This is a genomic window from Bacillus sp. ATD (assembly GCF_050585765.1).
GTDB classification, from domain to species: Bacteria; Bacillota; Bacilli; order Bacillales; family Bacillaceae; genus Bacillus; species Bacillus stercoris.
Genome location: NZ_JBOBQH010000005.1, coordinates 149,637 through 169,662, shown reverse-complemented (window position 1 = coordinate 169,662; position 20,026 = coordinate 149,637). Strand labels below are relative to the sequence as shown.

The 20,026-nt window shown below is 45.8% G+C and carries 17 protein-coding genes; 15 read left to right on the top strand and 2 right to left on the bottom strand.

Annotated elements, in window-relative coordinates; genetic code table 11:
- Positions 1–123: 123 nt before the first annotated feature.
- The 4 genes from pbpC to ACQXR1_RS13865 all read left to right on the top strand — a co-directional run bounded on the left by pbpC (position 124) and on the right by ACQXR1_RS13865 (position 7,127).
- The gene (gene pbpC / locus ACQXR1_RS13880) at positions 124–2,130 is read left to right on the top strand and encodes a penicillin-binding protein 3 (protein ID WP_069839883.1); all 2,007 of its coding nucleotides are present in this window, start codon (positions 124–126) and stop codon (positions 2,128–2,130) included.
- Between the two features lie 100 nt (positions 2,131–2,230).
- Positions 2,231–3,133: an aldo/keto reductase gene (locus ACQXR1_RS13875; protein WP_416723384.1), complete on the top strand. Its 903-nt coding sequence runs from the start codon at positions 2,231–2,233 to the stop codon at positions 3,131–3,133.
- A 186-nt stretch (positions 3,134–3,319) separates the two neighbouring features.
- The gene (mtlR, locus tag ACQXR1_RS13870; protein WP_430772328.1) at positions 3,320–5,404 is read left to right on the top strand and encodes a mannitol operon transcriptional activator MtlR; all 2,085 of its coding nucleotides are present in this window, start codon (positions 3,320–3,322) and stop codon (positions 5,402–5,404) included.
- A gap of 211 nt (positions 5,405–5,615) precedes the next feature.
- A complete protein-coding gene (locus ACQXR1_RS13865) occupies positions 5,616–7,127 on the top strand; it encodes a class I adenylate-forming enzyme family protein (protein WP_430772327.1) in 1,512 nt (503 codons plus the stop codon).
- Positions 7,128–7,145: 18 nt separating this feature from the next.
- Here the strand turns inward: ACQXR1_RS13865 and ACQXR1_RS13860 are convergent, their stop codons facing one another.
- Entirely contained in the window at positions 7,146–7,742 is a 597-nt protein-coding gene (locus tag ACQXR1_RS13860) for a class I SAM-dependent methyltransferase (protein ID WP_430772326.1), read from the bottom strand.
- A 150-nt stretch (positions 7,743–7,892) separates the two neighbouring features.
- On the opposite strand from ACQXR1_RS13860, the gene ACQXR1_RS13855 reads away from it, so the two are divergent.
- From ACQXR1_RS13855 to amj, 5 genes are all read left to right on the top strand, one after another.
- Positions 7,893–8,753 carry an SDR family oxidoreductase gene (locus ACQXR1_RS13855; RefSeq protein WP_227099525.1) on the top strand — a complete coding sequence of 287 codons (861 nt, stop codon included), beginning with the start codon at positions 7,893–7,895 and terminating at the stop codon, positions 8,751–8,753.
- Between the two features lie 15 nt (positions 8,754–8,768).
- A complete protein-coding gene (gene lyxE, locus ACQXR1_RS13850) occupies positions 8,769–9,272 on the top strand; it encodes a D-lyxose ketol-isomerase (RefSeq protein ID WP_069839889.1) in 504 nt (167 codons plus the stop codon).
- An 87-nt stretch (positions 9,273–9,359) separates the two neighbouring features.
- A complete protein-coding gene (locus tag ACQXR1_RS13845; protein WP_168781279.1) occupies positions 9,360–9,905 on the top strand; it encodes a GNAT family N-acetyltransferase in 546 nt (181 codons plus the stop codon).
- Between the two features lie 83 nt (positions 9,906–9,988).
- A complete protein-coding gene (locus tag ACQXR1_RS13840; protein ID WP_069839891.1) occupies positions 9,989–10,411 on the top strand; it encodes a pyridoxamine 5'-phosphate oxidase family protein in 423 nt (140 codons plus the stop codon).
- Between the two features lie 504 nt (positions 10,412–10,915).
- Positions 10,916–11,725: a lipid II flippase Amj gene (amj, locus tag ACQXR1_RS13835; RefSeq protein WP_168781280.1), complete on the top strand. Its 810-nt coding sequence runs from the start codon at positions 10,916–10,918 to the stop codon at positions 11,723–11,725.
- A gap of 44 nt (positions 11,726–11,769) precedes the next feature.
- On the opposite strand, the gene ACQXR1_RS13830 is transcribed toward amj, so the two are convergent.
- Positions 11,770–12,060, bottom strand: a complete 291-nt coding sequence (locus ACQXR1_RS13830) for a DUF3817 domain-containing protein (protein ID WP_014662816.1) — start codon at positions 12,058–12,060, stop codon at positions 11,770–11,772.
- Between the two features lie 184 nt (positions 12,061–12,244).
- Between ACQXR1_RS13830 and lrpC the strand changes: the two genes are divergently transcribed.
- The 6 genes from lrpC to ACQXR1_RS13800 all read left to right on the top strand — a co-directional run bounded on the left by lrpC (position 12,245) and on the right by ACQXR1_RS13800 (position 20,024).
- Positions 12,245–12,679 (top strand): transcriptional regulator LrpC, encoded by a 435-nt coding sequence (gene lrpC, locus ACQXR1_RS13825; RefSeq protein ID WP_003240281.1) that lies wholly within the window; start codon positions 12,245–12,247, stop codon positions 12,677–12,679.
- A 64-nt stretch (positions 12,680–12,743) separates the two neighbouring features.
- A complete protein-coding gene (locus ACQXR1_RS13820) occupies positions 12,744–14,927 on the top strand; it encodes a DNA topoisomerase III (RefSeq protein WP_430772325.1) in 2,184 nt (727 codons plus the stop codon).
- A 201-nt stretch (positions 14,928–15,128) separates the two neighbouring features.
- Positions 15,129–16,217: a lipoprotein YdaJ gene (locus tag ACQXR1_RS13815; protein WP_430772324.1), complete on the top strand. Its 1,089-nt coding sequence runs from the start codon at positions 15,129–15,131 to the stop codon at positions 16,215–16,217.
- A complete protein-coding gene (epsK, locus tag ACQXR1_RS13810) occupies positions 16,198–17,049 on the top strand; it encodes a cyclic-di-GMP receptor EpsK (protein WP_014662819.1) in 852 nt (283 codons plus the stop codon). Before ACQXR1_RS13815 ends, epsK begins: the two co-directional genes overlap by 20 nt.
- A gap of 10 nt (positions 17,050–17,059) precedes the next feature.
- Positions 17,060–18,769, top strand: a complete 1,710-nt coding sequence (locus ACQXR1_RS13805) for a DUF2334 domain-containing protein (protein ID WP_430772361.1) — start codon at positions 17,060–17,062, stop codon at positions 18,767–18,769.
- Positions 18,762–20,024, top strand: coding sequence for a glycosyltransferase family 2 protein (locus tag ACQXR1_RS13800; RefSeq protein WP_069839898.1), 1,263 nt, complete (start codon positions 18,762–18,764; stop codon positions 20,022–20,024). The genes ACQXR1_RS13805 and ACQXR1_RS13800 overlap by 8 nt, the downstream gene beginning before the upstream one ends.
- The last annotated feature ends 2 nt before the right edge of the window (positions 20,025–20,026 follow it).

Sequence of the window (20,026 nt, the reverse complement as noted above, 5' to 3'; positions counted from 1 at the left end):
TAGTCTACAGCAAACGATAGGAGATTTCTGCAAAATCGGTGAACTTTTCCTTCATTTTCAAAAAAATCTTGCACGCACCAATTCAATTAAGAGAAAATAACAAGTGGAAGGCAGGGGAAAGTCATGTTAAAAAAGTGTATTCTACTAGTATTTCTATGCGTCGGGTTGATTGGGTTGATCGGATGCTCCAAAACAGATTCACCAGAGGATCGCATGGAAGCATTCGTGAAACAGTGGAACGATCAGCAATTCGATGACATGTATCAAAGCCTGACTAAAGATGTCAAAAAAGAAATCTCCAAAAAAGATTTCGTCAACAGGTATAAAGCCATCTATGAGCAGGCCGGTGTAAAAGATTTGAAAGTCACTGCGGGAGAAGTAGATAAGGACGATCAAGACAACAAGACGATGAAACATATCCCGTATAAAGTCAGCATGAACACAAATGCCGGCAAAGTCAGCTTCAAGAATACTGCTGTGCTGAAATTAGAAAAAACAGATGACGAGGAGTCATGGAATATAGATTGGGACCCATCGTTTATTTTCAAACAGCTGGCTGACGACAAAACCGTGCAAATTATGAGCATTGAACCGAAACGAGGCCAAATTTACGATAAAAATGGAAAAGGGTTAGCCGTCAATACAGATGTTCCGGAAATCGGGATTGTTCCCGGAGAGCTTGGCGATAAAAAAGAGAAAGTCATAAAAGAGCTCGCCAAAAAACTTGATTTGACTGAAGACGACATCAAGAAAAAGCTGGATCAAGGCTGGGTAAAAGACGATTCGTTTGTGCCGCTCAAAAAGGTCAAGCCTGACCAGGAGAAGTTAGTTTCTGAAGCGACGTCATTACAAGGCGTAACAAGAACGAATGTCAGCTCTCGCTACTATCCGTATGGCGAAAAGACAGCCCATTTGACAGGGTATGTCCGCGCCATTACAGCGGAAGAACTAAAGAAAAAGAAAGCAGGAACGTACAGCGATACGTCTAACATCGGCATCGCCGGACTTGAAAATGTGTATGAAGACAAGCTAAGAGGCACAACTGGCTGGAAAATTTACGTGCCGCAAACCGGGGAAGTCATCGCTGAAAAGAAAGCAAAGGACGGCGAGGATCTTCATCTCACAATTGATATTAAAACGCAAACGAAGCTGTATGATGAACTCAAGGATGACAGCGGGACGGCAGTCGCGCTGCAGCCGAAGACAGGCGAAACACTTGCACTTGTCAGCGCGCCTTCCTACGATCCGAACGGGTTTATTTTCGGCTGGAGCGATAAGGAATGGAAAAAGCTAAACAAAGATAAAAACAACCCGTTTTCAGCGAAATTCAATAAGACATATGCACCAGGTTCCACCATTAAACCGATTGCAGCTGCTATTGGAATCAAAAACGGCACCCTTAAAGCCGATGAAAAGAAAACAATCAAAGGTAAGGAGTGGCAAAAAGATTCGAGCTGGGGCGGCTATTCAGTGACACGCGTGTCTGAGAGACTTCAGCAAGTCGATTTGGAAAATGCCCTTATTACGTCAGACAATATTTATTTTGCCCAGAATGCGCTTGATATGGGAGCGGACACCTTCACAAAAGGCTTGAAGACATTCGGTTTTTCAGAGGACATTCCGTATGAATTCCCGATCCAGAAATCGTCTATTGCAAATGACAAGCTTGATTCAGACATTTTGCTTGCGGATACAGGCTACGGACAAGGGCAAATGCAAATGTCTCCGCTTCACTTGGCAGCTGCTTACACGCCATTTGTTGACAATGGAGACCTTGTCAAACCGACGCTGATCAAAAAAGACTCACAAACAGCTGATGTTTGGCACAAGCAAGTGGTCACCAAGGAAGGAGCGGCAGACATTACAAAAGGTCTGAAGGGCGTTGTCGAGGATGAGCGCGGATCAGCCTATCAGCCTGTCGTGAAAGGAATCACAGTGGCCGGAAAAACAGGAACAGCCGAGCTGAAAACATCCAAAGATGATAAGGATGGCGCGGAAAATGGCTGGTTTGTCGGCTACGATTACAAAAACAAAGACCTGCTTGTCGCCATGATGATCCAAAATGTGCAGGACCGCGGCGGCAGCCACTACGTCGTTGAGAAAGCGAAAAAGCAATTTCAATCGAATTAAAATGTCTTTTTAAAAGGGGCGAAAGGAAAAAGGGGATCTGAGGCCGAATGAACTAGTAAGGGGCAAAACCCGGTTTATACAAGGAAAAGAGGGATTTTGCATGCAACGTATTCAATTGGCGGAGGATCTTCAATTTTCAAGAGTCATACACGGCCTTTGGCGGCTGAATGAATGGAACTATTCAGATGCTGAACTGCTGAGTCTCATTGAATGGTGTATCGATCACGGCATCACGACCTTTGATCATGCGGATATTTATGGGGGCTATACGTGCGAAAAGCTGTTTGGAAACGCCCTTGCCCTTTCGCCCGGATTAAGAGAAAACATAGAGCTGGTCACAAAATGCGGCATCGTTCTTGAATCGCCTGAACGGCCAGCTCACAGATCGCATCATTATAACACAAGCAAATCGCATATTTTGGCATCCGTTGAGCAATCACTTATGAACCTTAGGACGGATTATATCGATGTGCTGTTGATTCACAGACCGGACCCGCTCATGGATCCGGAGGGGGTAGCAGAGGCGTTTCAAGCCTTGAAATGCTCTGGCAAGGTCAGGTACTTTGGTGTTTCAAATTTTAAAGATCACCAGTATCGGATGCTGGAATCGTATTTGCCTGAGAAGCTCGTGACCAACCAGATTGAGCTTTCCGCATATGAATTAGAAAATGTGCGCGACGGCACTTTGAACCTCTGTCAGGAAAAACGGATACCGCCGATGGCTTGGTCGCCTCTGGCAGGCGGCAAAGTTTTCACTGGTGACACGGAAAAAGACCGGCGTGTCCGCACGGCGCTTGAATCCGTTCAAGCAGAAATCGGCGCCGCTTCTTTGGACGAGGTCATGTACGCATGGCTGTATACGCATCCGGCAAACATCATGCCGATTGTCGGAAGCGGAAAGCGCGAGCGGATTTCTGCCGCGATAAACGCGATGTCATACAAGCTTGACCAAGATCAATGGTTTCGTATTTTTACAGCCGTACAGGGTTACGATATTCCATAAAAAGCATCAGCTTACCAGCTGATGCTTTTTCAATGTTGTCACACCGCTTAGTGCCAAATTACCATTTATAACTGATTGATTCTTTTGTGAAAGCGTTTTATATTAAAAGGAAACCTCTCTATATCCTCTACTGCATCTCCTTGCGACTTCATCCGCACATCAAGATTGTCTAGGAGGTCTTTTTTTATGTATATGACTGCCAGAGAACAAAAGCTGTTAAAGCACTTGTTATTACAAAATAGATATATAACCGTAACTGAGCTTGCTGAGCTGATGGAGGTCAGCACAAGAACCATTCACAGGGAGCTCAAATCAATTAAGCCGCTGATGGAAACCGTCGGGCTTACGCTTGATAAACAGCCCGGCAAAGGGTTGAAAGCAGTGGGAAGTCCCGAAGATAAACAAAAGCTGCTCACCGATTTATCATATGAACAGCATGAATACAGCGCGGACGAACGGAAACTGCTCATTCTCTGTTCGCTATTAGAGTCTCAGGAGCCCGTCAAGCTGTACACGCTAGCTCATGATCTCCAGGTGACAAATGCCACGGTCAGCTATGACTTAGACGAGCTGGAGAAATGGATTTCTCCCTTCGGATTGACACTGATCCGCAAAAGAGGTTTTGGCATCCAGCTCATAGGGCCGGAAAATGCGAAACGGAAAATTGTCGGCAACTTGATTGTGAACCGCCTCGACATCCAAATGTTTTTGGAAGCGGTCGAATTAAACATCAAAGGAAAACCTGATTCTTCAGAGAAAATGTTCGGTGTTGTCAGCAAAGGTGAGCTGCTAAAAATGGAGCGCATCTTATTTCAGCTGAAGGAAAAAATCGCTTTTTCATTGTCCGACAGCTCCTATATAGCGCTCGTCGTCCATCTGACGTATGCGATCGAACGGATTAAGCTTGGGGAAACCATCACCATGGAGCAAAATGAGCTTGAGGAGATGAAGAATGCGAGAGAATACAGCTCGGCTCTTGAAATCGCAGGCGAGCTTGAACGAGCCTTCGGCGTGACGATACCGGAGGCGGAAGTCGGCTATATTACAATCCACCTTCGAAGCGCCAATCGAAAATACAAAACAGAATACAAAGCGCAGGAAATTGAGCTGGAAACAGCCCTGCAAACAAAGCGGCTCATTGCCTTTATTTCAGATAAAATCCGAATGGATCTCACGAAAAACTACTCTTTATATGAAGGCTTGATCGCCCATTTGGAGCCGGCCGTCAGCCGCATAAAAGAAAATATTGAGATATACAATCCGATGAAGGAACAGATCAAGCGCGATTATTTTCTGCTTTACATGGCGATCGAAGAAGGCGTCGAAAAATATTTTCCGGGCATGTCCTTTTCTGATGATGAAATCGCTTTTATCGTTCTTCACTTTGGCTCGGCTCTTGAAATCAAAAAAGAAGAAGCGAAAGTGAAAGCGCTTGTCGTCTGCTCAAGCGGGATCGGCTCTTCGAAAATGCTTGCCTCAAGGCTGAAGAAAGAGCTGCCGGAAATTGAATCGTTTGATATGTCATCCCTGATCGAGCTAAAGGGGAAGGATGTTCAAGCGTATGATATGATTGTGTCCACTGTTCCAATTCCTTATGAAAACATTGATTACATCATGGTCAGCCCGCTATTGAATGAGGAAGACGCAAACCAGGTCAAGCAGTATATCAAGCGGAAAATTCCCCTTATTCTTAACAAAAAAAGAAGCCCCAAGGAAGAAACGCAGCAAGCTGATGCACCTGATATGCTGGAAGCGGCGGAAAGCATAGGTCGGTATATGGAGGTTATTCAAGATGTTTTGCGCCATTTTTCACTAGCTCAACTCAAAACAAACCCGGATCATAGCATGCTGCTGTTAGAGCTTTTTCAGCAGCTGAAAAAGGATGGCTTGATCCGTGATCCGAAAAAAGCCGCGGTTTGCCTGGCTGAGCGGGAGAAACAAGGGGGATTGGGCATCCCGGGAACAAACATGGCGCTTTATCATCTCAAAAATGATGAAATCGTCCTGCCTTTTTTCAAAATGTTTGATCTCAGCACCTCCTATGAAGTGGATGGCATGGACGGAAATACCCTCATCATGACACGCATCCTCGTCATGATGGCGCCTGGTTCATTATCTGCTGAAGGCTCGGAAATTTTAAGCGCGATCAGCTCGGCAATTATCGAGAGCGGAGAAAGCATGGCGGGGTTTCAGGAAGAAGGAGAACAAGAATTGTATCAGCGGTTAAACCGCATATTTTTCACTTGGATGAAAGAAAAAAACATACTGTAATCCTTCATGGCACACGTCAAAAAATTGGCGTGTGTTTTTCTGTGGACGGGGAACAAAATAAGAAAATGTGGGACTATTTTATCATTCAGTATTGGAATAATTCCAAAATGAAATAGTTTTACAAGTTATCTTTTTTGGGTTAAAATGGGTGAGGTAAGGAAGAAAATCTAACAAATTATTGAAGATTCAAGAGAATATAGGAGATGACGATATGGAAACATTACAGCATCTGATTCTGCATGACATGCCGGATAGCGAAGAAATAGAGGCTGTAAAAAGCGGAGACCATACACTGACATATAAAGGTTACCGTAAACGGATTAATCAGCTGGCGAATGCCATGCTGCAAAAAGGAATTCAAAAGGGCGATCGTGTTGCATTGCTTTGCAAAAACGGCCATCCCGCATCAACTGTTATGTTCGCCGCGCTTGAAATAGGTGCTGTTGTTGTACCTGTCAGCTGGCAGCTGAAACCATATGAAATGACAGGCATTTTAAAAGCAAGTGAACCGAAAGCGATGTTTTACGGAGCGGAGTTTAAAGAGACGCTGGATGAAATTCTTCCTGAATTGTCCTCACTGTGTTTAACAATGGAGACAGGAACAGCTTATGAAACATCTGCTGAATTTGAAGCGCTGTTTGCCGGTCCTGATCAATTGCCGGAAACGGAAATGGTTTCCCCAGATGATACAGCACTTCTCATGTTCACGTCTGGCACAACGGGAAACCCGAAAAGATGCATGATCACACATGGCGGCATATACAGATACGTCAAAAAATCCAACAGCTCAGTAACACGCATGAAGGGCCTTCGTTTTCTCGCGTGCCATCCGATTTATCATACGAGTGCGCTCATTTGCATCATGCTTGGAACGTTTGCAGGAACAACCTTTGTGTTCACAAAGGATCAAGATCCTGTTCACATGCTGAAGGTCATTGAAGAAGAGAAAATTCAGACCGTGATGGCTCTTCCTGTGTTTTACACGTATTTGCTTGAAGCGTGGGAAACGCACCAAACTGACTTATCGTCGCTTGTTATTTTAATGACAGGCGGAACAAAAGTGCCGAGCAGCCTAATCCGCCGCTATCTTGATATCGGCATTCCGCTCGCGCATGGCTATGGAAGTACTGAGGCTTGGGGAATCAGCACATGGATGCCTGATATGGGAATGGATAAAGCGGCATCTGCGGGGAAACCTGTGGAAGGCGTTAAAGTCAAAGTCGAAGATCCTCTGACGGGAGAAGAACTCCCCCAAGGAGAAATCGGCGAAATCGTTGTTCATACTCCATTCTTATTTAAAGGCTATGAAGACAACCCTGAAGCAACAGCGAAAGTGCTGCAAAACCGATGGTTCAGAACCGGAGATTCAGGCTATGTGGATGAAGATGGCTTTATTTTCATCACTGGACGCTACAAGGATGTCATTATTTACGGAGGCGATAACGTCTATCCTGATCAGGTTGAAGAAGTTATCCAGCAGATCCCGGGAATCCTTGAAACGGCGGTGGTCGGAATACCAGACCCGCTTTACGGTGAAAAACCGAAAGCTTTTATCGTGAAAAATGGCGGCCAGCGCATAACGGAAGAGGATGTCATCGCATTCTGTAAAGAGCGCCTGTCCGCTTACAAAATACCTGAAGTTGAATTCGTTAACGAACTGCCGAAAAACAACCTCGGCAAGGTGAAAAAAGACGTCCTGCGCAACCAGGCTGTACATTCATAAAAGAAGAAGCCCGCCACTTTATGTGGCGGGCTTCTTTGCAGTCGCACAAACGGAAAGCTCAGGCTTAATGTTTTTAAAGTGTATATCAATGTCCTCGAAGCCGGCTGCTTTGAAGTCGGCAATCATCTGTTTTCCAAATGATTTGGTTTTCTCAGGGCTGGCATCCGCTTCCCGCGGCTGCATCGTAATGGCTGCTTTGCCGCCGGGCTTTAATGCCCGATAAATCTGTTTCATGCCTTTTGTTTGGTCATTCCAAATGGTGTAGTTGTTAACGGAAATCACTTTATCATAAAACGAGGCGGAAAGAGGAAATGTCTCGACGCTTCCTTGTATCAGGCGTACCCCCTCTGATTTCACTCTGCGGGCGGCCAGCTTCAGCATGGCTTCTGACACATCAATCCCATGAAGATGAACATCCTTTTCACGTTTCAATATCTGCTGCATGCAGTATCCAGGGCCAAACCCGACTTCTAAAATGCTGTCCCCGCGCATGATCTCAAGCTGATTGATTGTCCACTGATTCAGTGTCTGATTTTCAGCAGCCATGATGTACCCGGCAATCATGCCGATGACGCCTTTAGGTCTGCTGAATTTTTTTGAAAGCATGTTAATCATTCAGTAACCCCCTTTTCAAGTTATTTCCTCCCAGCGTTCCATGTGAAACATTTTTCTGATAAAGCAATGCGAAGGTGCCAATCCATGTTTATCCAAAGAGCGTGTGAGGTACACAACAAATAGACATGAAAACAAAGGAGGAGAATCATCATGGCAAATTATCCAAAAGAACTGCCGGCACAAACCCAAAATCGCCAGCCGGGAATTGAAAGCGAAATGAATCCAAGTCCGGTGTATGAGTACGAGAATTACAAAGGAGCGGACAAATTAAAAGGAAAAGTTGCGCTCATTACAGGCGGCGACAGCGGGATCGGACGCGCGGTTTCGGTCGCTTATGCAAAGGAAGGTGCTGATATCGCCATTGTATATAAGGATGAGCATGGAGACGCCGAAGAGACGAAGAAACGCGTTGAACAAGAAGGTGTAAAATGCTTGCTGATTGCCGGTGACGTCGGTGAAGAGGAATTCTGCAATGAAGCGGTTGAAAAAACGGTCAAAGAACTAGGCGGCCTTGACATCCTTGTCAACAATGCCGGTGAACAGCATCCGAAGGAAAGCATCAAAGACATTACAAGTGAACAGCTTCACCGCACATTCAAAACAAACTTTTATTCTCAATTTTATTTGACTAAAAAAGCAATTGATTACCTGAAACCGGGGAGCGCCATCATTAACACGACATCCATTAACCCGTACGTAGGAAACCCGACACTGATTGATTATACAGCGACAAAAGGCGCGATCAATGCCTTTACAAGAACAATGGCGCAGGCGCTTGTCAAAGACGGCATCCGTGTGAATGCAGTTGCGCCGGGACCAATCTGGACGCCATTAATCCCAGCTACGTTCTCTGAAGAAACAGTCGCCCAATTTGGGCAAGATACGCCGATGGGCCGTCCTGGACAGCCTGTTGAGCACGTCGGCTGTTATGTGCTGCTGGCATCAGATGAATCATCTTACATGACAGGCCAGACACTGCATGTCAACGGCGGTAATTTTGTGACGACATAAGAGGGAGTGAGACATATGGGCATCACGAAAGAAGAAGTGAACAGCTACTATCAAAAGGCAGGCATTGTATTAACGGACGAGGAGGTAGACCAAATCCAGCTGATGGACTACGGCTTAGGAAAAGAAAAAACAGTCGGGCTCCAGCTCTTTGTCTACGTCAATACAGACCGTTATTGTTCAAAGGAGCTGGTGCTGTTTCCGGGACAGACTTGCCCGGAACACCGCCATCCGCCGGTCGACGGCCAGGAAGGCAAGCAGGAGACCTTCCGCTGCCGCTACGGAAAAGTGTATCTTTACGTAGAAGGAGAAAAAACGCAGCTGCCAAAGGTTCTCCCTCCTCAGGAAGACAGAGAACACTATACGGTCTGGCACGAAATTGAGCTGGAACCGGGCGGGCAATATACGATTCCCCCGAATACAAAGCATTGGTTTCAAGCGGGTGAAGAGGGAGCCGTCGTGACGGAAATGTCTTCGACGAGCACAGATAAGCATGATATCTTTACCGATCCAAGGATATAAGGATGAGGCTTAGCAGCCCATCCTTTTTTGTATTGAAAAAAACGGAATCATCGCTATAATGGGTAAAAAAGGAAAGAGGGAGAGGCAATGTTCACTTGCAAGGTAAATGAGCACATCACCATCCGATTATTGGAGCCGAAGGATGCGGAGCGGCTGGCCGAACTCATTATCCAAAATCAGGAGAGGCTTAGCAAGTGGCTGTTTTTTGCAGAAAATCCAAGCAGCGCTGAAACGTACCGGGAAACAATCATTCCAGATTGGCGGCGGCAGTATGCCGACCTGAACGGCATTGAGGCGGGGCTCCTTTATAACGGCAGTCTATGCGGCATGATCAGCCTGCATAACCTTGATCAAGTGAATCGAAAGGCAGAAATCGGATATTGGATTGCCAAAGAATTTGAAGGGAAAGGCATTATTACCGCTGCCTGCCGAAAACTCATTACGTATGCTTTTGAAGAGCTTGAGCTGAATCGTGTGGCGATCTGTGCGGCTGTCGGAAACGAAAAAAGCAGAGCGGTTCCGGAGCGGCTTGGCTTTATAGAGGAAGGAAGGGCACGGGACGGCTTATTCGTAAATGGCAGGCACCATGATCTTATCTATTACAGCTTGCTAAAGCATGAATGGAAAGGATGAAAATAAAGAGCACACTTTCTTGTTTAAATCTTCCCCGGATGTGGAAAAGTAACAGCGGAGACGTTAAAAAGGAGTGATTCGAGATGAATCAGAAAGACATAAAACAAAAAGTGCTTGATGTTCTAGATCACCATAAAGTAGGTTCGCTCGCAACGGTTCAAAAGGGCAAACCGCATTCCCGCTACATGACTTTTTTCCATGACGGGCTGACGATTTACACACCGACAAGCAAGGAAACTCATAAAGCGGAAGAAATTGAGAACAACCCCAATGTCCACATTTTATTAGGCTATGATTGTGAAGGCTTTGGCGACGCCTATGTCGAAGTTGCCGGAAAAGCCAAAATCAACAATTCGGCAGAACTGAAGGACAAAATATGGAGTTCTAAATTAGAGCGCTGGTTTGACGGCAAGGATGATCCGAATCTGGTGATTCTTGAAATTGAACCGGAAGATATCAGATTAATGAATGCCGGAGAGAAAACACCGGTCTCACTCGAACTATAAAAAATTTGTGTTTTCAGGGGCGATATGTTATTATGAATAGCTAGTAAGAAAAATAAGCAAATAAAAAAGAAAGTAAACTTCTTTTTTCTGTTTTGAGAGAGAAGCTTACCGCTTCCCAAGCAGCATAATCAGCTGCCCTTATTCTTTTCCTTCATAACAAATCGCCCCTAACGATGAGATGGAAAAAAGACTTTTTTGTTTTACAATTCACACCGGCGCGGCTTCGGAGCCGCAGTGACGATTGAGAGGTAGGGCTTTCGTTGTCTTGTGTTCAAGAAATTTCCATGGTGTTTACTTTCCAGAAAGATTCTTCGGAACAATGCTTTATGAATCTAACCCGCCCGAGCTGGCGGATGATATAATCTTTATTTGCGTATAGAAAAGAATAAGACAAACCGCCCGGCGTACGCCGGCGGTTTTTTTATTGCAAAAAACACATCGTACTGAAACCTAATTGCCTTCTTTCCAGTCTTATCTCTAGGATGAAATTGGAGGAAGAATAACGTGCATGTCATTACAACACAAGTACTTTTTATATTTTGTTTTTTATTGCTGATTCATTCGATAGAAACCTTAGCCTATGCCACAAGGCTTTCCGGGGCCCGCGTTGGATTTATTGCGTCCGCGCTTTCCCTGTTTAATGTCATGGTCATTGTGTCCAGAATGTCGAACATGGTGCAGCAGCCCTTTACCGGGCATTTAATTGATGATGCGGGAAAAAACGCACTGGCGATTGTAGGCGAGCAGTTCCGCTTCTTGATTTTCGGATCGACAGTCGGCACCATCCTGGGCATCATCCTGCTCCCGTCTTTTGTCGCTCTTTTTTCACGGGCGATTATTCACTTGGCGGGCGGCGGCGGCTCCGTTTTTCAAGTATTCCGAAAGGGATGCTCGAAACAAGGATTTAAAAATGCCTTTTCCTATTTGCGTCTGCCGTCTATTTCATATGTAAAAGGGTTTCATATGCGCTTGATTCCGAAGCGTTTGTTTGTCATCAACATGCTGATTACATCCATTTATACGATTGGCGTGCTTTCGGCTTTGTACGCAGGCCTGCTGGCGCCGGAGCGCAGCACGACAGCCGTCATGGCATCGGGCTTGATCAATGGAATTGCGACGATGCTGCTGGCCATTTTTGTTGATCCTAAGGTATCCGTTCTTGCTGATGATGTGGCAAAAGGAAAACGAAGCTATATCTATTTAAAATGGACATCTGTCACAATGGTTACATCAAGGGTGGCGGGCACACTCCTCGCCCAGCTCATGTTTATTCCGGGGGCCTACTATATCGCCTGGCTGACAAAATGGTTTTAATAAGAAAGGCTGGATCAAAAAGATCCAGCCTTTTTTGCGTTTCCTTATTTAAAATTCCTCAATCCGCGATCGTACAAAAAGTTTCCGAATGGGACGAAAGCGACGATGAAGCCGGCGGCTGACCATTTCAGCGGCCATTTGACAGAGAAGGTTGCATAAGCCAAGACAAGCAAATACAAAATGAACAACCCTCCGTGAACCGAACCGACAATTGTCACTGCAAGCGGAAGGCCTGCCCAATATTTAAGCGGCATAGCGATGAACAGCAGGATTAAGAGTGACATTCCTTCAATAAAACCCATCGTGCGAAGTCTTCCGATCGGCGTGTGCAGCATAAATCGCCCTCCTTGTGGACACGTTTTCATTTTATACTATAAACAATCCGGAGGGGCATATGACAGCTTTCGAAAAATGTTCGGAAAACATTCATTTTTACATGCCTTTTTCAGGGAACTGTACTTGTCATTTACAAAAATACCCGAGATAATGTGTACAAAATCATAAAAGAAGGATGTTGAAATGAAACTTGACCAGATTGATCTGAATATCATTGAGGAGCTGAAGAAGGACAGCCGTTTGTCAATGAGGGAATTAGGCAGAAAAATTAAGCTATCACCTCCATCTGTGACAGAACGGGTAAGGCAGCTTGAATCGTTTGGCATCATCAAGCAATACACGCTGGAGGTCGACCAGAAAAAACTGGGCCTTCCCGTTTCCTGCATTGTGGAAGCAACCGTTAAAAACGCGGATTACGAGCGGTTCAAAAGCTATATTCAAACATTGCCGAATATCGAATTTTGCTACCGGATTGCGGGCGCGGCCTGCTATATGCTGAAAATCAATGCTGAAAGCCTCGAAGCGGTAGAAGATTTCATTAACAAAACATCACCATACGCGCAAACCGTCACTCATGTCATTTTCTCAGAAATTGACACGAAAAACGGGCGCAGTTAGAGAGTGCTTGTTCAAGTCTGTTATAATAAAAGGATGAGTGTGAAAGAAAGAGAAGTGATCAAGCATGTCAAAAACAGTTGTACTAGCTGAAAAACCTTCAGTCGGCCGGGATTTGGCCCGGGTGCTGAAGTGCCATAAAAAAGGAAACGGTTATCTCGAAGGCGATCAATATATTGTGACTTGGGCTTTGGGCCATTTGGTGACACTAGCTGATCCGGAAGGCTACGGAAAAGAATTTCAATCATGGCGGCTGGAGGATCTGCCGATTATCCCAGAACCCTTAAAGCTTGTTGTGATCAAGAAAACCGGAAAACAGTTCAATGCGGTTAAATCACAGCTTATCCGTAAAGACGTCAATCAGATTGTCATCGCGACTGATGCAGGCCGGGAAGGAGAGCTTGTCGCGCGCTGGATCATTGAAAAAGCGAATGTCCGCAAGCCGATCAAGCGGCTGTGGATTTCATCTGTGACGGATAAAGCGATCAAGGAAGGATTTCAAAAGCTTCGCAGCGGCAAAGAATACGAAAACCTGTACCATTCTGCTGTCGCCAGAGCGGAAGCGGATTGGATTGTGGGGATTAATGCGACCCGTGCGCTGACAACCAAATTCAATGCCCAGCTCTCATGCGGGCGTGTGCAGACCCCGACGCTTGCCATGATTGCAAAGCGCGAGGCAGACATTCAAGCGTTTACGCCAGTCCCGTATTACGGCATACGTGCAGCAGTCGACGGCATGACGCTGACGTGGCAGGATAAGAAATCAAAGCAGACGAGAACGTTCAATCAAGACGTAACAAGCCGTTTGCTAAAAGACCTTCAAGGAAAGCAAGCGGTCATAGCTGAGCTGAAAAAAACAGCGAAAAAAAGCTTTGCGCCTGCGCTTTATGATTTAACGGAGCTGCAGCGTGACGCCCACAAGCGCTTCGGTTTTTCTGCTAAAGAAACGCTTTCTGTGCTGCAGAAGCTGTATGAGCAGCATAAGCTCGTCACATATCCGCGGACGGACTCTAGATTTTTATCCAGTGACATCGTCCCGACGTTAAAAGACCGCCTGGAAGGCATGGAAGTAAAACCGTACGCCCAATATGTCAGCCAAATTAAAAAACGAGGCATCAAATCCCATAAGGGCTACGTCAATGACGCGAAGGTGTCAGACCACCACGCGATTATCCCGACCGAAGAGCCGCTCATTCTCAGCAGTCTGAGTGATAAGGAACGAAAGCTGTATGACCTGATTGCGAAACGTTTCCTTGCAGTATTAATGCCTGCATTCGAATATGAAGAAACAAAGGTCATCGCAGAAATCGGCGGAGAAACCTTTACGGCAAAAGGCAAAACCGTACAGTCGCAAGGATGGAAAGCCGTTTATGATATGGCGGATGAGGATGATGAGCAGGACGATGACAGAGATCAGACACTTCCTGCGCTTCAAAAAGGCGACACACTTGCCGTCCGCACGTTAACGGAAACAAGCGGCCAAACGAAACCGCCCGCCCGCTTTAACGAAGGGACCCTGCTGTCAGCGATGGAAAACCCAAGCGCATTTATGCAGGGAGAAGAAAAAGGCCTCGTCAAAACGCTTGGAGAAACAGGCGGCCTCGGCACGGTGGCAACGCGTGCCGACATCATTGAAAAACTGTTCAACAGCTTTTTAATCGAGAAAAAAGGCCAGGATATCTTTATCACGTCTAAAGGGAAACAGCTCCTGCAGCTTGTTCCGGAGGATCTGAAATCACCGGCTTTAACGGCAGAATGGGAGCAAAAGCTGTCTGCGATCGCGGCAGGCAAATTGAAATCGGCTGTCTTTATTAAAGACATGAAGGCTTACGCTCACCAAACGGTAAAAGACATCAAAAACAGCAGCCAAACCTTCCGACATGACAACATCACGGGAACGGCATGTCCGGAATGCGGCAAAATGATGCTGAAAGTAAACGGCAAACGCGGGACGATGCTCGTGTGCCAAGACCGTGAATGCGGAAGCAGAAAAACGATTGCCCGAAAAACAAACGCGCGCTGCCCGAACTGCCATAAAAGAATGGAGCTTCGCGGCCAAGGTGAGGGCCAGACCTTTGCGTGTGTGTGCGGCCACCGCGAGAAGCTCTCTGTATTTGAAAAACGAAAAAACAAAGACAAAGCACGTGCTTCCAAACGGGACGTGTCCTCTTATTTGAAAAAACAAAATAAAGATGAGCCGATTAACAACGCGCTGGCAGAACAGCTGAAAAAACTCGGTTTGGATAAATAATAAAAAACCTGTGCCTATCGCACAGGTTTTTCTATTGGACTTAGGTCCCGTTTTTTTAATGTTCAAAAAGGGAAAAAAAAGCTAGCAATCTGCATTTTTTTCTTTTATAGTAAATGTACTTTGTAACATGGCAGTCATATTTTCTTCTATAACTATTTGTGAGCGTCTGATTCGCTTCAGGCGACAAAGGGGGATTTGCCTGTGAGGCATGCACTAATTGCTGTCATCTTATTCTTCTTATCTATCGGACTTTCCGCAGGGTGTGCTGAAGCTGGAAATAAGGCCCAAAATCAGTCGGCGGCAGAAGTGAACACCAGCCCGCTGCAGCCAGCGGAATATTTCATCTATCATAATCTAATGAATGATCAAGGGCTGATCAAAACCGATTTTTCAGACCAGCCTTCGTATTTATCGGAATCTCTCGGACTGTGGATGGAGTTTCTGCTCAGCAAAAATGACGCACCGCATTTCCAAGACCAATATGGGCATCTGACTGATTCATTTCTGTTGAGCAATCACTTGGTAACGTGGAAGATTCAAAATGGCCAAGCGAGCGGGACGAATGCGCTGATAGATGATATGAGAATTATGCTGTCTCTTGACCAAGCCGCCGCAAAATGGGGCCGCAGCGACTACGCGCAAACGGCTAAGGATATCGGCACGGCTTTGAAGACATACAATATGAACAACGGTTTATTCACAGACTTTTACGACTCACAGGCCGCTTCAAAGGATGTGACGCTTTCATACGTCATGCCTGATGCCTTAGCTGTCTTAAAGAAGAATGGAATCATAGACGAAGAAACAGAACAGCGGAATGCCAATGTTCTCTATTCAGCTCCTTTAAAAAATGGCTTTTTGCCGAAGACATACAGCTCGGAGACGAAGGAATACACATATGACAGTGAAATCAACCTGATTGATCAGCTTTACACTGCTTGGCATTTGCCGGAAGGGGATGAAAAAGCATCTGTTTTAGCGGACTGGATCAAGCAGGAATTTCAGACGAACGGAAAACTGTACGGGCGATATTCGGCAGATACGAAGGAGCCTGCCGTCCAATATGAATCGCCATCCGTATATGCATTAGCCGTATTGTTTTTAACAAAACAGCATGAAAACAGCTCTGTCATCAAAGCCATATATGACAGAATGAATGACTTTGAAATTCATGATCCGGTGAAATCGTATTATGGAGGCTATATGAGCGGCACTCAGACGCATTCATTTGACAATCTGCTGCCGCTGTTAGCCGAAAGGAAGCTTTTTAATGAAAATATCATTCAATGAATCACAAAAATTATTTGCTTATTTTTCAGGGCTCATCGCGGCCCTGTCTCTGTTTATTTATTATGTGTCAGCCCAGCAATCGGAAGGCGCCCTGATCCTTTGCATCACGTTTGTCGTCATCGCCGCAGGCATCTGGTTCGGCCCGATTTACGCGCTGGCAGTGACCTTAATCGTACTTTTTGTTCTCGGCACCTTAATGATGTTTTTCCAGACTGGACAGGCATCGCTCTTTCCAGCTGAGGAAGGGCTGCGAATGCTTGTCGTGTGGGGAATCGCGCTTTTGCTGTTTTCTTTTATTTCCGGAAGAATTCACGATATCACAGCAGAGCTTCGGCGCTCAATTACGCGGCTTCAATCCGAAATCAAAAGTTTTGTTGCTGTTGACAGAGTGACTGGGTTTGATAACAAGCAAAGGATGCAGCTGGAACTTTCAGAAGAAATGAAGCGGGCTGAGCGCTACGGCAATTCTTTTGTGTTTTTGCTGCTCCATATGCATTATTTCAAAGAGTTTAAGTCCTTGTACGGTGAAAAAGAAACGGATCGCCTTTTCCAATATGTCGGTCAGCAAATCAGGACGAGTGTTCGGGAAACGGATAAGAAATTCCGCCCCTCCGACGAGCGTATCGGGATCGTGCTGACGCACACGCCTGCTGAACATATGCCAGCCGTTCTGACCAAGCTGAAGAAACAATTGGATACATATCAGCTGGAAAATGGAAAGTATGTCTCGCTTACGTTCCACGTTTGCTATTTGCCCTACCGGAAAGATATCAAAACAGCTGATCAATTTTTAGAAGAACTGGAAAATGAGATGATGATGAATGAACTATAAAGGAATCACACTGCTCTGCATCATGCTGCTTCTGTTTTCAGCGATTGCTTCTTTTCCCGCTTCAGCGCAAGCGAAGGAGCGGGATGCCGGCATTCTCATCATCTATTCAACCTTGGACGGCAAAGAGTCGTCTCAAGTCAAAATGCTCGATTTGCTTGCGGGACACTTTACATCCCATGTAACAGTCAAAAGAGATTCAGATGTTGAAGCGTCGGATTTCAAAGGAAAAGATCATGTGATGTATTACGGCCAAACGAAAAGAAAGCTCAGCAAAAAATTGCTGTCTCTTATCAGCGGCGTAAAAAAACCGGTTGTCGCCATTGGCTATAACGCAGGACAAATCAGCCAATTTTCCGGGCTTTCATTAGCCCGCAAAGAAAATGTGTTTCAGGTTCACAGCAGGCCGGAAAAGGCCGATGTGTCTCTGGAAAGCGGGCTTAATGTGCTGAGCGTATCAGGCCTGAAAGGAACGGCGCTTTACACCTTCAAAGCCGATGACGGCAAAACGCATTCTTTTATATGGAAAACAAAAAAAGGGAATGTGTACATTGGATTAACGAATTTGTTAAATGACAATTTGATCGTGGCGAAACAGCTCAGAGAAGCCTTCGGAGAGAAGGCGGGGACGACGTTATTGTATTTGCGTCTCGAGGATATCAGCCCGATGTCTGATGAAAAATTGCTGCTACAAGCCGGTACATATCTGCATCAGCGGCATATTCCTTTTATCCTGGCGGTCATTCCGGTTTACTTGAATCCGGAAACAGGCGACAAAGTGTATTTGTCTGATCAACCGAAGATGGTCAAGGTGCTGAAAAAGCTGCAAAGCATGGGTGGCAGTATCATTGTTCACGGCTATACTCACGCTTATCGCTACAGTGAAACAGGAGAGGGCTTTGAATTTTGGGATGCAAAGGCGGATCAGCCGATTACATCCGGAAATGCCGAAGACCCCCCGTCCATTTTGGAGAAGGCACAGGACTTCCCGAACGAACAAGCCTACCGCAGCTATCTCGAACCATTTCGGGAAAAGGAAGAAACGTATACAAAGCAAAAACTGACGCGGGCCATTGAGGATTTGGCATCATCGGGTCTTTACCCGCTGGCGTTTGAAGCGCCGCATTACACGATGTCCGAATACGGCTATCAAATCGCTTCACAGTATTTTTCAAGCATTTTCGGCCAGGTTCAGCTCAGCGACACAACGTGGAAAACCTCCGGTGCACCTCCGTTCGTGACCGCTCCCTCGATGCTGCATGGAATGACGCTTTATCCGGAGACGATCGGCTTTGTTGATACATCAAAGCAAAACCCGCTAGGCGATATGGAGGAGCATATCTCTCAGATGATTGATTTTGAAGGCGGAGTAGCCGGTGGGTTTTATCACCCGTATCTTGGGATGAAATATCTGCCGGAGCTGGTTGATCAGATGGAACGCATTCCAGACAGTGAATGGCTTGATTTAAAGAAAACGCAACAAACCGTCAAAACAGACAAAGTGGAAATTCATACAAGCGGTGATGGAACGATTCAGGTGAAAAACGGCGTAAGCGCCATAGACGAGTTTTTCGATCATCATCGGCAAACCCCTCTGGAAAAGGCATTATGGATTCTCTCCGCTGTCGTGCTCTTATTTGTCATCATGTTTGTCAGTTATACGTTTTACTTGAGAGCCACATTGAAAAAACGAATTTTTAAGGAGAGAAGAAGCCTTGGGTAATACGCTGTTCTTTATCTCGCTAAGTTTAATATGGGTGATGCTTCTCTACCACATGTTCCTTATGCAGGGCGGGTTCCGCCACTATATGACCTTCGAACGGAATATCCCGAAGTGGAGAGAAAACATGAAGGAGCTGCCAAAGGTCAGCGTCCTCATCCCGGCGCATAACGAAGAGGTTGTGATTCGGCAGACGCTGAAGGCGATGGTCAACCTTTATTATCCGAAGGACCGGCTGGAGATTATCGTCGTGAATGACAATTCATCAGACCGGACGGGTGATATCGTCAATGAATTTTCCGAGAAATACGATTTCATCAAAATGGTGATTACGAAGCCGCCGAACGCAGGTAAAGGAAAATCCTCTGCACTCAACTCGGGTTTTGCCGAATCGAATGGCGATGTGATCTGTGTGTATGACGCCGACAATACGCCTGAGAAAATGGCCGTGTATTATCTCGTGCTCGGCCTGATGAATGACGAAAAGGCAGGCGCCGTGGTAGGGAAATTCCGCGTCATCAATGCGGCAAAGACGCTGCTGACGAGGTTTATCAATATCGAAACGATCTGTTTTCAGTGGATGGCTCAGGGAGGCAGATGGAAGTGGTTTAAAATCGCCACGATCCCAGGAACCAACTTCGCGATTCGCAGAAGCATTATCGAAAAGCTCGGAGGCTGGGATGACAAAGCGCTCGCTGAGGATACGGAGCTGACCATCCGGGTGTACAATCTCGGCTATCACATTCGCTTTTTCCCTGCGGCCATCACGTGGGAGCAGGAGCCCGAAACCTGGAAGGTATGGTGGCGCCAGCGCACCCGATGGGCGCGCGGCAATCAATATGTCGTGCTCAAATTTTTGGCGCAGTTTTTTAAGCTGAAACGAAAACGGATTATCTTTGATTTGTTTTATTTTTTCTTTACGTACTTCCTGTTTTTCTTTGGCGTGATCATGTCGAATACGATTTTTGTAGTGAATTTGTTTTATGATTTGCATTTATCGGTTGGATTTTTGGCAATGATTCTCTGGATTTTGGCATTTTTCTTATTTATGACAGAGGTCATGATTACGTTGAGCATTGAAAAAACAGAAATGAACAGGCAAAACTTTTTTATCGTGTTTCTCATGTACTTCACATACTCGCAGGCATGGATTGTGCTTGTGATCTACTCTTTATTCGTAGAAATCAAGCACCGTTTATTCAAGCAGGAGGTCAAATGGTACAAGACAGAACGATACAATCAACATAAAAGCGGGTGACC

Coding starts and splice junctions, on each gene's coding strand:
- mtlR (WP_430772328.1), top strand. CDS start 3,320: ATGTATATGACTGCCAGAGAACAAAAGCTGTTAAAGCACTTGTTATTA.
- epsK (WP_014662819.1), top strand. CDS start 16,198: ATGAAAATATCATTCAATGAATCACAAAAATTATTTGCTTATTTTTCA.
- ACQXR1_RS13845 (WP_168781279.1), top strand. CDS start 9,360: ATGTTCACTTGCAAGGTAAATGAGCACATCACCATCCGATTATTGGAG.
- ACQXR1_RS13820 (WP_430772325.1), top strand. CDS start 12,744: ATGTCAAAAACAGTTGTACTAGCTGAAAAACCTTCAGTCGGCCGGGAT.
- ACQXR1_RS13860 (WP_430772326.1), bottom strand. CDS start 7,742: ATGATTAACATGCTTTCAAAAAAATTCAGCAGACCTAAAGGCGTCATC.
- pbpC (WP_069839883.1), top strand. CDS start 124: ATGTTAAAAAAGTGTATTCTACTAGTATTTCTATGCGTCGGGTTGATT.
- lrpC (WP_003240281.1), top strand. CDS start 12,245: ATGAAACTTGACCAGATTGATCTGAATATCATTGAGGAGCTGAAGAAG.
- ACQXR1_RS13865 (WP_430772327.1), top strand. CDS start 5,616: ATGGAAACATTACAGCATCTGATTCTGCATGACATGCCGGATAGCGAA.
- ACQXR1_RS13840 (WP_069839891.1), top strand. CDS start 9,989: ATGAATCAGAAAGACATAAAACAAAAAGTGCTTGATGTTCTAGATCAC.
- lyxE (WP_069839889.1), top strand. CDS start 8,769: ATGGGCATCACGAAAGAAGAAGTGAACAGCTACTATCAAAAGGCAGGC.
- ACQXR1_RS13875 (WP_416723384.1), top strand. CDS start 2,231: ATGCAACGTATTCAATTGGCGGAGGATCTTCAATTTTCAAGAGTCATA.
- ACQXR1_RS13855 (WP_227099525.1), top strand. CDS start 7,893: ATGGCAAATTATCCAAAAGAACTGCCGGCACAAACCCAAAATCGCCAG.
- ACQXR1_RS13830 (WP_014662816.1), bottom strand. CDS start 12,060: ATGCTGCACACGCCGATCGGAAGACTTCGCACGATGGGTTTTATTGAA.